The organism is Paractinoplanes tereljensis (assembly GCF_016862435.1).
In the GTDB taxonomy this organism is placed as follows: Bacteria; Actinomycetota; Actinomycetes; order Mycobacteriales; family Micromonosporaceae; genus Actinoplanes; species Actinoplanes tereljensis.
This window is the reverse complement of sequence record NZ_BOMY01000039.1, coordinates 169,372-182,367: the sequence shown is the minus strand read 5'-3', so window position 1 is coordinate 182,367 and position 12,996 is coordinate 169,372. Positions and strand designations below refer to the sequence as shown.

Here is a 12,996-nt window from a genome sequence, read left to right as displayed (position 1 = left end):
CCTATGGACTGGCTTTGAGTTCGCCATGAGTCTCGCCCGATCATGACGGGCTTCCCGGCAGCCGGACAGTGAACTCGGCTCCACGTCCGAGAGCTCCGGAGGCCTCGATGGTGCCGCCGTGCCCCGCGACGACCTCGCGTGCCAACGCCAGCCCGAGCCCGAAGCGACGTTGATCGCCATGGCCACGGGCGAACCGTTCGAAGATGCGCTCCGCGTCGGCCGGATCGATTCCGTCGCCGTCGTCACGCACCGTCACCGATATCGGCCGGTCGCCGTCCCTGGTGCGCAGTTCGATGGTCACGCGACCACCCGCACCCGTGTGGCTCAGCGCGTTGTCGACCAAGGCGGTCAGCACCCGGCGCAGCGCTGCCTCCCGGCCGCGGACGAGCGACGGCCCATCCGGGTCCGGGTCCAGTACGAGTTCGACGCCCTGGTCCCGGGCGCGCCATGCGAAGGCCGCCACCGCGCCGGCGGCCACGACACCCAGATCGACCTCAGGGGCCGAGCCGGTATCGGTCGCCGGCTGGGTGGACAGCAAAAGGTCCTCGATCACCTCACCGAGCTGACGGGTACCGATCAGCAACTGCTGCACATCCACCGTCATGCGATCCGGCGGCACGCCGGCTCGTAGGTCCTGATCCAGGAGTTGGACGCGAGTGTGCAACTGCGTGACCGGGGTGCGTAACTCGTGGCTGGCGTCCGCGACAAACCGTCGCTGCCGGGCCAGGGCATCGCCGAGCGGTGCAGTGGCCCGCCGGGCCAGCACCACCGCCGCAGCGGCCGCGGCGGCCAGACCGAGCAGCGCGGCCAGGCCGAGAGCAGCCAGAAGGCGGTGCCGCTCACCCTCCTCCCGAGCCAGGCTACCCACGACCTGCACCGCACGGGTGCCGCGCATCCGTGTGACGACCAGGTAGTTCGTGCCGTCGACGTCCACGGCAGCGGTCTCGGTGGCACCACCGGCCCGGACCCGATCGAGCGCGGAACGGTCCGGGAAGCCATCCGGCGCATTTCTGGTCGACGACAGCTGACCATCCGCGTTCACGGTGAAGATCCAGGTCCCGCCCGGCGGGTCGACCACGTCCTCCTCGGTGGCCGCCGTGCGTTTCAGCGAGCTCGCCAAGGCCGCACGTTGCCCGCGTGCGTCCACATATGCCACCACTGCCGCGACCAGTAGCAGGATCAGCGCGAACGCCAGAACATTCTGCGCCGCGAGATGGCGGCGTGCCCGGCGTAGAAGGAGCAGGTCCGGGTCGTTGCCGGTCACAGCGTGCCCAGCCGGTAGCCGACCCCGCGCACCGTGCTCACCACGCCCGGTCCGAGCTTGCGCCGCAAGTAGTGGACGTAGGTGTCGACAAGGGTCTCGGATGCGGCGTCGGGAAAGACCCGATCGACGATCTCGGTTCGGCTGAACACCCGGTCCGGGCCTTCCGCCAGCATGCGCAACAGGTCGGCCTCCCGGCCGGACAGCGTGACATCCGCGACCCGGCGCGTGACAAGGTCGAACTCGGCCGCCCCGATCGGCAGCGTGGCCGACCGGCCGGACGGGCGGCGTAGGAGCACCCGGATCCGGGCCAGCAACTCCGTCACCTCGAACGGTTTGACGACATAGTCCTCGGCACCCCCGTCCAGGCCTGCGACCCGGTCCGCGGTGGTGCCGAGCGCGGTCAGGATCAGGGCCGGTGCCCGCACATCGCTGCGGCGCAATCGGGCCAGCAGGTCCAGACCCTCGATCGCCGGTAGGCCTCGATCTACTACCAGGACGTCGTAGTGGCGGGTCAGCGCCCGGTGCAGCCCGGCCTGCCCGTCGCGCGCCAGATCAGCGGCGTATCCCGCGCCACGGAACAGGCGCAGGAGGAGTTCGCCCAGCTCGCGGTCGTCCTCCACCACGAGGATGCGGGTAGTGCTCGCCGTGTCCACGCATCCAGCCTGCTCCGGTTATATCGGAAAACTCAAAGAAAGCCGTCCCTACGCTGATCGTTGCCAACCGGCCTTGACCACCCGATCACAGGGGTTCAGATGTTCACCGTCAACGGACTACCCGCGCACATCCTGCTCGTACACGCCGTCGTCGTCCTGCTCCCGCTGAGCGCGCTGTTGCTCGTGCTGACCGCAGCATGGCCGGCTGCCCGGCGTCGACTGGCCGGGCCTAACGCCATTCTTGCCCTCTGCGTGGTCGCCTTGGTGCCGCTGGCAACCAGTGCCGGAGAGTGGCTGGAGCGCCGGGTACCTGACACCGACCTGGTGCATGAACACGCGGAACTCGGCGACACCGCGATCTTCTACGCGATCCCGATCGCCGCGCTGGCTCTTGTCATTTGGTGGCGGCAGCGTGAGGCTGCCGCCACTACGGATGCGTCGCCGAACCGCCGCACCTTACTGGCACCCCGCTCCGTGCCCGTGAGCGTGGTGGTTGCCCTGGTCGCCGGCGTGGTCGCGGCCGCCGGGGTCTACGGCACGTATCGCATCGGCGACTCGGGATCAAAGGCAGCGTGGACCGGCAACTTCAGCACCACATCGAGTGACCTCGGCTCCCACGCTCCAGGCAACTGATCATTGGGCGACCTTCGCAGCTGGCCGGTCAGTTGGTTTGCAGAGTGCTCGCCATCCGGGCAGTCAGTTCCTCGGCCGGAAGAGGCCGGGCGAAATGATAGCCCTGGGCGATGTCACAGCCGATCAATTGCAATGCGGCCACCGACTCCCCGTCCTCGACGCCCTCGGCCACTACTTCCAGGCCGAGGCTGTGACCGAGTTCGACGGTGGAGGCGACCAGTGCCCGGCTGCTGTCGTCGCCGGCGATGTCCTTGACGAAGGAACGGTCGATCTTGAGTTCGTCGACCGGCAGCACCTTCAGATAGGCCATCGAGGAGTATCCGGTGCCGTAGTCGTCGATCGACACCTTGACGCCCAGGTCTCGAAGCCGTTGCAGCGACTGGATTGCGGCGTCCGGGTCGTTCATCAGAGCATATTCGGTCACCTCGATGCACAACTGCGGGCCCGGTACACCGGTCTCCGTGAGCAGGTCCGCTACCCGTCCGGGGAAGGTCGCATCGAGCAGGCTGCGGGTGGAGATGTTGACCGACATGGTGATCTTGTGTCCGGCGTCCAGCCAGTTCCGTGCCTGTCGTAGTGCTTTGGTGAGCATCTGCGTGGTGAAACGGTGCATGAGGCTGGAGACCTCGAGGACGGGGATGAACTCGGCCGGCGAGACCGAACCTCGCGTCGGGTGCTGCCAGCGGGCGAGGGCTTCGACCCCGATCAGCTTTCCGCTGGCCACCGAGACCTGGGGCTGGTAGTGAAGAGTGAGCTGGCCAGGGTCGTCCAGAGCGCGACGCAGGTCACCGAGCAGCGCCAGGCGCGCCACCGTGTCCTGACGAGACTCTTCGCGGTAGGTGTGGAATCCGCCGTGTGCCTGCTTGGCGACGTGCATCGCTGCATCGGCGTGCCGCAGCACGGTGGTGGCATCGTCACCGGGCTCGGAGACTGCCGCGCCGATGCTCACCTCGAGGTCGATGACTACCTCGTCCACGTCGAACGAACGGGCGAATTCGTCCGACAACCGGGTGGCGAGGCTCTCGCCCGCGGCCGGGCTGTCGTCGGCGAGAAGCACGGCGAATTCGTCGCCGCCGAGCCGGGCCACCACGTCGTCGCCACGTACTTGTGAACTGATCCGGCGGCCGGCCTCAGCCAGAATCAGGTCGCCGATACGCTGGCCGAGTTGTTCGTTGACGTCCCGGAAGCCGTCGATGTTCAACACCAGGACGGTTACGTCTGGTCCGCGGATCAACGCCCGCTCCGTACGTGCCGCAAATGCGTTGCGGTTGGGTAGGCCGGTCAACGGGTCGGTAGCCGCCATCGTCTCGACCTGCCGGCGGTGCGCCAGGCCGATGAGGCGAATCCCGGCGAGCACCAGCAGGCCGAGCACGAACACGATCACCACGGCCAGAGCTGATCTCTCCGACTCACGTTTCGCGTCGCTCTGCTGCCGGTCGTACTCGGCCAGATGTACGTCCTTCTCCTGGGCCATCTGCGTGATCATTTCTTGGTACTCGGGCTCGAGCAGTACCTCCAGCGTGGTGAATGCGGCACCGGTGTCGTCGCGGTCGAGTTGGGCGAGGAATCCAGCGAGGATCGGGGCGAGCCGATGATGCTGATCGGCCAGGGCCAAGGCAGAAAGGTGATGCTCAGCGTCTACCGCTGCCATTCGCTGCATCGCCGCATCGGCCTGGGCGTTCGCCGCTCTCAGCTGTCGGCGTTCCTCACCGTCCGGTTCCCGCATCGCGGCCTGGAGCAGTGCCATCTCGTGGGTCACCTGATAGGCGGCCTCCTGGTACGCGTCGGTGTCGCTGCCGGCCTCGGCCACGGAGCGGACCAGCGCGGCCTGATGCAGGCTCGCCACACCGGCATATCCCGACAGCCCGAAAAACATCACCGCGAGCAGCACTGTCACCAAGCGTTGTCCCCGGCGACGCGATCGGTAGCTGGTTGCCGACAAAACAACCTCCGTTCGCCCGGCACTCCGGAGACACGAGTCCATAACCCGAGAATCGGTTGCTTTGGTCCACACATGCGGACATCGCAGTAGCGGAGCGGGTGCAGATGGCGGCGCCAGGTCGTGCCCTTCCTGGCGCTCGTCTCTCCCGTCAATCCTCGTCGGCGTAGCCCCGTACCGGTCCCGTTTGAGAAAGAAGGATTCAAGGAATGGCTGTGAACCAGGACTACGTCACGGCGGATATGCCCTGTCCAAGTGCGGCCCTGCCGAACCACCGCGCGAGCAGGATGCCGCTGGTGATCAGCGTGATCCAGGTGAGCATGATGGCGACTACCTCGTAGCGGTACCCCAGATCGCTGCCGTAGAGGACGCCGAGGATGGGTAGCGCAGCCGTGGTCAGCACGCCACCGGCGAGGAACACCCATCGCAATCCGCGCTCGAGCAGGATCGGCGCGTTGAACGCCGCGGCGACGGCCGCCAGCGCCAGTCCGAGCAGCAGATAGCCCAGGTTTTCCAGGGCGATGAACACGCCGTGCGGGTTGTACTGCGAGAAGAGCGACAGGCCGGTGGTCTCGCCGCGGTGCAGGCTGGGCTGTAGCACTGTCAGTTGGATGATGTAGTCGGCGAGCAACGTCGTTGCGGCCATGCCGGCGAGGGTAACCGCGATGCTGCTGAACGTTCGCACCGCGAGTGGCACCGTTGCGTGCAGACACAGCATCAGTACCAGGGCCAGGAGCACGAAAAACGATTGCGGATAGAGCCACCAGTAGTCGCGAGGTACGAAGGCGGCCACGTCGGTGTACGGATAGGTCACGCAGCCGGCGGTGCAGAATGCCCCGGAGCGGGGCGGTGTGGTCACGCTGGTGGCGACGGCCACGAGCCCGGCCAGTGCCGTGGCCAGGGACAATCCGGCACCCAGCCGGGTGACGGCGATCATCGGTGCTCAACTCCTCCCGGCAAATGGTGCTGCTGTTACCTCCTCGGTCTCACTCAACCTTCGTACCTCGGTCGGACACAAGTCTGTTCGTGGAGGCGTGTTCCATTGCGGGGGTCTATTGGCGGCGTGCGCTCGGCCTGGTCGCCTCCGTCCGGGCTACCCGTGTCCGGTGAGATCGCGGACTGAGCCATGGTTCAGACCCGGAATCGGCCGACCATGGTTTGCAGCTCACCGGACATGCGGGCGAGCTCTTCGGCCGCGCGCTGGGTTTCCCCGACGCTCTCGGTGGTCAGCCGGGTGGTGGCAGCCAGCGCATCGACACCGGTGGCGACCTCACTGACCCCGGACGCCGCTTCGGCGACCCCGCGGTTCATCTCACCGGTCGTGGCGGTCTGCTCCTCGACCGCCGCGGCGATCGTGGTCTGATAGTCGCTGATCTTCGCGATCACCTCGCTGATCTCGCCGATCGCGGTGATCGCGGTGCCGGTGTCGGCCTGGATCGCCGAGACTCGGGTGCTGATGTCCTCGGTGGCCCGGGCGGTTTCCTGGGCGAGGTCCTTGACCTCGGAGGCGACCACGGCGAAACCCTTGCCCAACTCGCCGGCCCGAGCGGCTTCGATCGTGGCGTTCAGGGCGAGCAGGTTGGTCTGCTCGGCGATCGCGGTGATCAGCTTGATGACGTTGCCGATCTCGGCCGAGGAGTCGCCCAGCTTGGAGACGGTCTGGTTGGTGCTCTCGGCCATGCTCACCGCCTGGCCGGCCACCTCGGCGGCCTGGTTGGCGTTCTCGGCGATCTCCCGGATGGAGGCGCCCATCTGTTCGGAGCCGGCCGACACGGTGTCGACGTTGCGGCGGATCTCCTCGGCCGCGCTGGCGACGGTAGCCGCCTGGGCGCTGGCCTCCTCGGCGGTCCCGGCGATCTGGGTGCTGGAGGCGGACATTTCCTCGGCGGCCGCGGCCAGGGAGTGCGAGGCGGTGCCGAGCGCCTGAATGGTGCCGCGCATCCCGGAGGTGGCCCGGTTCAGCGATCCGGCCATGTTGCCCACCTCGTCCCGCGAGCGCACCGCGACCGTGCCGGTGAGGTCGCCGTCGGCGACGCGGGCGAGCGTCGCGTTGACCTCGCCGAGCGGGCGGGTGATGCGCCGGACGGTGATGGTGCCGAGCAGGGCGGAGATCAGCACCCCGACCACCAGGCTGATCATCATCAGTAGGCGGTTGGTGTGGTAGGAGGCGGTGGTGTTGTCGGCGGCCTGGGCGGCGCTGGACTGCTCGAACGCGGTAAGCGTGTCGAACGCGGTATTGACCTGGTCGACGAGCGGGGCCGCGCTGGTGGCGTAGGCCGCGGCGAAGGCGTCGTTGTCACTCTTTGTCGCCGCCGGGATCAGCTGCTCGTCGCGGACCTTGTCGAACGCGGTCAGGGCCGAGTTCAGCGAGGCGATCGGTGCTTCCTGCGGCTGATCCAGGCCCAGATCGGCGTAACTCTTCACCCCGGCCACGACCAGGTCGGCCGCCGCGAGAGCCTCCGTGCGGGACTTCTGGGTGTCCGTGGCCGAGGTGGCGATGCTCATCATGCTCAGCCCGAAGATCTCGTCGTCGAACGAACCCTGCGCACTGGCCAAAGCGCCGGACGGGATCAGGTTCTCCTGATAGATGTCGTTGGCGTTGCCGTTCGCGACGCTCATCCCGACCAGGCCGAGCACCGCCACGACGAGTCCGGCGATCACCGCCACCGCCACCGCGGCAGTGATCTTGACGCCGACGCGCAAATTACCGAACCAGTTGCCCTTCGCCTTCTCCTCGACCATCAACGGAGGCAATGCCGCTGACCATGAATCCGCCACCCTGACTCTTCCCCTCGACGCCTCGCAGCCGATCACACCACTTTCACTATGGGAGTAGCGACACCGAAACGAGGTGCTTTCGCGACAACGCGAGTTGGAGCGAACACAAGCCTCGACCGAGGCCGCTGCGGTGCTCGGCCGCTCGGCGTAGCCGTGACACCGTCCTGAAGCCGCCCTGAAGCCGGCCGGTCGCAGGCTCTCCTCGACGCGTGGCCACGGTGGTCACGGCGGGAGAGGGGCGGACATGACCGGCGTTTCCGCGGGTTCGGGGATCGCGGTGACTGGGCTGCGCAAGTCGTTCGGTGATCTGGTGGTGCTCGATGGCATCGACCTGGACGTTCCGGCCGGGACGACGTTTTCGCTGCTGGGGCCGAACGGGGCGGGCAAGACCACGGCCGTGCGGATCCTGTCGACGCTGATCGGTTTTGACAGTGGGCAGGTCCGGGTGGCGGGGCACGACGTGGTCACCGAGCCGGACGCGGTCCGGGCGTCAATCGGAGTCACCGGGCAGTTCTCGGCGGTGGACGACCTCCTTACCGGGGCGGAGAACCTGGCGTTGATGGCCGACCTGAACCACCTCGACCGGGCCACCGGCCGCCGGCGGGCCGGCGAGTTGCTCGAGCGGTTCGAGCTGACGGCGGCGGCCGGGAAGCCGGCTTCGGCCTACTCCGGTGGGATGCGGCGGCGGCTGGACCTGGCGATGACGCTGGTCGGCGACCCGCGGGTGATCTTCCTGGATGAGCCGACCACCGGGCTTGATCCGCGCAGTCGCCGCACGATGTGGCAGATCATCCGCGACCTGGTGGCGGGCGGGGTCACCATCTTCCTGACCACGCAGTACTTGGACGAGGCGGACGAACTGGCCGACCGGATCGCCGTGCTCGATCACGGCCGGGTGGTGGCGTCCGGTACGGCGGCGGAACTCAAGAGCGGCCTCCCGGGTGGACACGTCCGGCTGCGGTTCGCCGACCTGGCCGGGCTGGACGCGGCCGCCCGCACGCTCCCCGGAGCGTCCCGCGACGACGAGGCGTTGACCCTGCAGGTGCCGGGCGACGGCCGCGTTCCCGCCCTCCGCGCGCTGCTGGGCCGGTTGGAGCAGGCCGGGATCGAGGTCGACGAGCTCTCGGTACACACCCCGGACCTCGACGATGTCTTCTTCGCGCTGACCGGCCGCCCGGCCGCGACCGATGAGGCGGTCCGATGAGCGACGCCCTGACCATGCTGCGCCGCAACGTCCGGCACACCCGGCGCAACCCGAGCACGGTGGTGATGACCATCGCCCTGCCGGTGTTCCTGCTGCTGATCTTCGTCGGGGTGTTCGGCGGCGCGCTGAACGAGGGCGTCCGCCCGACGCCGGGCGGTTTCGAATACATCGACTACCTGGTGCCGGGCATCCTGCTGATGACCGTCGGGTACGGCGCCACCACCACCGCGCTGGCGGTGAACCGGGACATCACGAGCGGCATCATCGCCCGGTTCCGGGTGATGGCGATCTCCCGCGCCTCGGTGCTGACCGGCCAGGTGATCGGCTCCACCGCCCGTACGATCATCAGTGCGATTTTGGTTGTCGGGGTTGCGGTGGCGCTGGGGTTCCGGCCGGCCGCCGGGCCGGGCCGCTGGCTGGCCGCGGCCGGCCTGCTGACGCTGTTGACGCTGGCTCTCACCTGGCTGGGGGTCGCGGTGGGCCTGGCCGCGAAGACCGCCGAGGGCACCGCCCCGTTCACCTTTGTGGTGCAGTTGCTGCCGTTCCTGTCCAGCGCGTTCGTGCCGCCGGAGTCGATGTCGGCGCCGGTCCGCTGGTTCGCCACCCACGAGCCGTTCACCCCGGTCATCGACACATTGCGCGATCTGCTGCTGGGCACGCCGGTCGAGCACGGGCTGGTTGCGGTCGCCTGGTGTGCGGTCCTGGCCTTGGCCGGCTATCTGTGGGCGCGAGCCCTGTTCAGGCGCGATCCGAGCTGACCGCGGCGCGCAGCCCGTCGTGGTCGAGGCCGGCGTACGAGGCGACCGCTTTCTCGTACGCCGGTCGGTCGGCCTTCTCGGCGAGCTCGCGGACCCGGGCGGGGGAGAGGTCGGGCTGAAATCCGCGGAGTACGCCGAACCGCTGCGCGAGGGCGATCCGGCCGGCGCCCGTCGCGGTCGCGCCGTGCTCGATGTCGGTCAGGGCCAATGCCAGCAGCAGGGTGCCGCAGACCGGGAACTCCGGCACCGGGATGCCCGGCGCGGTCGCCGCGAGCAGGCCCGGCAGTGTGGCCACGACGTCCTCGACCAGGTCGACCCGGCCGTGCCGGGCGTGCGCGATCACGGTGACCGCTTCGACCTCGAACGGCCAGAACCCGGGGCCGGACGGCTCCCGGAGGCCGGCCGCCTGCCGCCAGAGGCGCAGACCACCCTCGACGTCGCCGCGGCCCAGGGCGATCTGGGCGCGGGCGCCGATCGCGAACCGTTCCAGGCCGGTCAGGTCGTCGGGGCTGCCCTGATCGGCCCCGGCCAGTTCCCGTTCGGCCTCGTCGTACGCCCCGCGCTGCACGTCGGCCAGCGCGAGCGCCCACCGTCCGCGGGTCGCGGTGGACCAGCCGAGGCGGGTGGTGAGCTCCAGGGCCGCGCTCAGGTGGCGGAAGGCCGGCTCACCCGGATCGTTCTGCAGGGACAGCTCGCCGATCCGGCCGTGGGCCAGGGCGCGCAGCAGCAGCTGGTCGTCGCCGAGCCGGACGAGCATCTGCCGGGCCGCGGACAGCGCCCGGTCCGGCTCGTTGACGTGCTCCCACTGGTAGCTGAGCACGTAATTCGCGACGCAGGCCGGCAGCGGCTCGGCACTGTCCGCCATCCGGTGCAGTGCGGTGGCGTTCGGGGCGCACAGAGCCAGCTGGACGGCCCGGATCGGGGTGTCCGGTGCGGCCGGTGGCAGCCGGCGCAGGGTGGCCAGGGAGCGCAGCGGGCTGAGGTCCGGCATGACGAACCCGGCCAGGGCATTGAACACCGCGGCGGTGCGGGTGGCCTCGACGAAGGCCGGGCCCGGCCGGAAATGGGACAGGACCCAGCCGGTGTCGGCGGCCAGCCCGGCGAGGCGGGTGAAGTTCGACTCGGTGATCCAGAGGCTGCCCAGCAGCGCGGCGGTCGAGGCGACGGTCTCGCCGTCGGCCCGGTCCAGGCCGTAGCGCAGCGCCTGGAGCAGGTTGTCCTGCTCGGCCCGGATCGCGGCCACGGCCGGTGGCCCGGCGGCCAGGTCCGACTCCGCCCAGTCCGCCGCGAAGTCCCGCGCCCAGCCCAGAAAGCCGTCGACCACCCAGCCGGGCCGCCGGGCGGCACTGAACTCCCGGACCGTCTCCAGCATCCGGAACCGGGTGCCGGACGCGACGACCTGCAGCAGCGACTGTTCGACCAGCTGCTCCAGCACGGCCTCGGAGCCCAGCAGGTGACGCGCGGCCGCCGCCGAGAACGTGCCGGGGAACACCGACAGGGCGCGCATCGCCTCCTGCGCTGCCGGGTCCAGCAGGTGCCAGCTCCAGTCGATGACGGCGTGCAGCGTCCGGTGCCGCGGGGGAGAGTCCCGGGTGTGCGCCCGCAGCAGGTCGAACCGGTCGTCCAGCCGGCGGGCCACCTCGTCGACGGACATCATCGACATGCGTGCCGCGGCCAACTCGACCGCGAGCGGCAGGCCGTCGAGCCGGTCGCACAGTTTCCGTACCACCGCCTCGGGCAGTTCGACGTCGGGGCGGATCGCCCGCGCCCGCCGGCCGAACAGCTCGGCCGTCGTCGCCGGATCCAGCGCCGGCAACGGGTAGACCGACTCCGACCAGAGGCGCAGCGGGGCGCGGCCGGTGGTAAGGACGCGCAGTTCCGGTCCAGCCGACACGAGCGACCGCACCAGCTCGGCCGCCGCGTCGATGACGTGTTCGCAGTTGTCGAGCACCAGCAGCGCGGGGCCCGGACCGAGCGCGTCGAGGATGCCGGCGAGCGGTCCGGAGCGCTGGGCGGCCCGGCCCGGGGCCTCCCGCACGCCGAGCGCCGACGCGACCTCACCCGTCACGTCGCCGGTGGTGACCCCGGCCAGGCCGACGAAGTGGACCACCCGCTGCGGCGCGTCCCGGGCGACCGCGTGGGCGAGCCGGGTCTTGCCCAGTCCGCCCGGGCCCACGATCGAGGTCACTCGGGAGGTGCCCAGCAGTGCGGTCACCGCGGCGACGTCCCGGTCGCGCCCCAGCATCTGGTTGGGTTCCTGGCGCACCCCGTGCCGCACGGCCGGTGCGTCGCTGAGCAACAGTTCGCGGTGCACGGCTCGCAACGCCGGCCCGGGGTCGCTGCCCAACTCGTCCCGTAGCTGCTGCCGGTAGATGGCGTACCTGGTCAGCGCGGCGGCCGGGCCGGCCAGAGCGGCCGTACAGCGCAGCAGCTCGGCCAGCACCTCCTCGTCCCGGGGATGCTGCCCGGCCAGTTCGGTCAGCGGCTTGATCGCCTCGGCCGGCCGGGCCAGCCGGGACAGCGCCAGCGCCCGGACCCGGATCAGGGCGATGCGGGCCGGCCCGATCTCGGCCCGCAGCGCCGACAACGGGCCGCCGGGCGGATCGTCCGTGACCCCGTCGCAGAGCGCCAGCCCGGCCTCGGCCGCCCGCAGCGCCGACGCGTGGTCCCCGGCGAGCGCGGCCCGTTCGCTCGTGGACAGCAGGATTGGCACGGCGCCGGCGTCGACCTGCTCCGCGCCCAGCGCCAGGCGGTAACCGGCCGGCGTGCTGACCAGCACGTCCGGGCCGAGCATCGCGCGCACCCGGGAAACCAGTGTCTGCAGGGCCTTGGCCGGGTGCTCCGGTTGCTGCTCCGGCCAGAGGCCGTCGATCAGCCGGGCGGTGCTACACCCGGAGCGCAGGTCACCGGCCAGCAGCGCGAGCAACTCCCGCAGCCCGGTGCCGGTGATCTCCCGGCCGCGGTAGGCAACTCGGGACAGCAGGACCAGCTCGACGGTCACCCGGGTGAGTGTAGTGAGGCGTGCGGCAGGGAATGACCACGGCCCGGAATGCCGGCCGATCGCACACAGGATCCTGCGGAAGATGGTCATGCCGGCTTGCCTCCCGCGGCCGGGACAACGATGAGGCGGCAGCGGGTGCGGCCGGCGAGCCGCCGGGTGGTTTCGCCCATGTCGTCGCCGCTTCCGGCACCCACCACCAGCACTGCGGCCGTCTGGCTCAGTGCGCGGAGAGCTCGCGCCGGGTCGTCGTCGTGCAGGATCTGCCGCTCGACCGTCTTTGCCACGTCCGCGGCCAGGTTGTCGTAGACGCTGCGGGACAGCAGCCGGTCGCTGTCCGCGGTGCAGCCGGAGGCGCCGTACCTGCCGATGTGCCGTTCGCTCCACACATGCACCACCCGTAACGGGAGTCCGAGCCGGGCGGCCTCAGCGCTGGAACAGGCGAGAACCGCGGCGCAGTGGGCGTCGTCGTCGATCGCAGCCAGGACGACCGGACTCGCGTTACCGACCGACGTCACGGGTGGCTCTATGGTGGCGATTGCCCGCATGGGATCCTCCGTCCTGGAGGGCCCACCGGCACCCGGCTGCAGCAACCGGTGCCGTCTTGACGACGTGGGTCGTGGGGGCGCATCAGCCGTCCATCAGGCCCGGTCGTCGTTATTCCGGAGTGTCGGTGGGCTCCCTACCAGCGTGGCTCTGTCCCGCCGTACCCGTCAGAGTATTTGGTCCTTCATTTTCGGCTTGGCGTTGGACCCACGCGGATTCTCTC

Annotated in this window: 10 protein-coding genes; 3 read left to right on the top strand and 7 right to left on the bottom strand. The window is 69.8% G+C overall.

Going from position 1 to position 12,996, the window contains the following annotated elements; genetic code table 11:
* Positions 1-40: 40 nt before the first annotated feature.
* Together Ate02nite_RS30415 and Ate02nite_RS30410 are read right to left on the bottom strand one after the other, a co-directional pair.
* The gene (locus tag Ate02nite_RS30415; protein ID WP_203811278.1) at positions 41-1,264 is read right to left on the bottom strand and encodes a sensor histidine kinase; all 1,224 of its coding nucleotides are present in this window, start codon (positions 1,262-1,264) and stop codon (positions 41-43) included.
* A complete protein-coding gene (locus Ate02nite_RS30410; RefSeq protein WP_239147808.1) occupies positions 1,261-1,917 on the bottom strand; it encodes a response regulator transcription factor in 657 nt (218 codons plus the stop codon). The genes Ate02nite_RS30415 and Ate02nite_RS30410 overlap by 4 nt, the downstream gene beginning before the upstream one ends.
* Positions 1,918-2,016: 99 nt before the next feature.
* Here Ate02nite_RS30410 and Ate02nite_RS30405 point away from each other — a divergent pair, with 99 nt between their 5' ends.
* Entirely contained in the window at positions 2,017-2,550 is a 534-nt protein-coding gene (locus tag Ate02nite_RS30405; protein ID WP_203811277.1) for a DUF2231 domain-containing protein, read from the top strand.
* 28 nt (positions 2,551-2,578) lie between these two features.
* Here the strand turns inward: Ate02nite_RS30405 and Ate02nite_RS30400 are convergent, their stop codons facing one another.
* From Ate02nite_RS30400 to Ate02nite_RS30390, 3 genes are all read right to left on the bottom strand, one after another.
* Positions 2,579-4,441 (bottom strand): putative bifunctional diguanylate cyclase/phosphodiesterase, encoded by a 1,863-nt coding sequence (locus Ate02nite_RS30400; RefSeq protein WP_203811276.1) that lies wholly within the window; start codon positions 4,439-4,441, stop codon positions 2,579-2,581.
* A 274-nt stretch (positions 4,442-4,715) separates the two neighbouring features.
* Entirely contained in the window at positions 4,716-5,426 is a 711-nt protein-coding gene (locus tag Ate02nite_RS30395) for a hypothetical protein (protein WP_203811275.1), read from the bottom strand.
* A 194-nt stretch (positions 5,427-5,620) separates the two neighbouring features.
* On the bottom strand, positions 5,621-7,231 hold the full coding sequence (locus Ate02nite_RS30390; protein ID WP_203811274.1) for a methyl-accepting chemotaxis protein: 1,611 nt from the start codon (positions 7,229-7,231) through the stop codon (positions 5,621-5,623).
* Positions 7,232-7,511: 280 nt separating this feature from the next.
* Between Ate02nite_RS30390 and Ate02nite_RS30385 the strand changes: the two genes are divergently transcribed.
* The gene (locus Ate02nite_RS30385) at positions 7,512-8,471 is read left to right on the top strand and encodes an ATP-binding cassette domain-containing protein (RefSeq protein WP_203811273.1); all 960 of its coding nucleotides are present in this window, start codon (positions 7,512-7,514) and stop codon (positions 8,469-8,471) included.
* Positions 8,468-9,229, top strand: coding sequence for an ABC transporter permease (locus Ate02nite_RS30380; protein ID WP_203811272.1), 762 nt, complete (start codon positions 8,468-8,470; stop codon positions 9,227-9,229). The genes Ate02nite_RS30385 and Ate02nite_RS30380 overlap by 4 nt, the downstream gene beginning before the upstream one ends.
* Here Ate02nite_RS30380 and Ate02nite_RS30375 read toward each other — a convergent pair.
* Both Ate02nite_RS30375 and Ate02nite_RS30370 read right to left on the bottom strand, forming a co-directional pair.
* Positions 9,210-12,230, bottom strand: a complete 3,021-nt coding sequence (locus tag Ate02nite_RS30375; RefSeq protein WP_203811271.1) for an ATP-binding protein — start codon at positions 12,228-12,230, stop codon at positions 9,210-9,212. The two genes, Ate02nite_RS30380 and Ate02nite_RS30375, sit on opposite strands and share 20 nt — an antisense overlap.
* Before the next feature lie 86 nt (positions 12,231-12,316).
* Positions 12,317-12,745 (bottom strand): universal stress protein, encoded by a 429-nt coding sequence (locus Ate02nite_RS30370; RefSeq protein WP_203811270.1) that lies wholly within the window; start codon positions 12,743-12,745, stop codon positions 12,317-12,319.
* Positions 12,746-12,996: the final 251 nt, after the last annotated feature.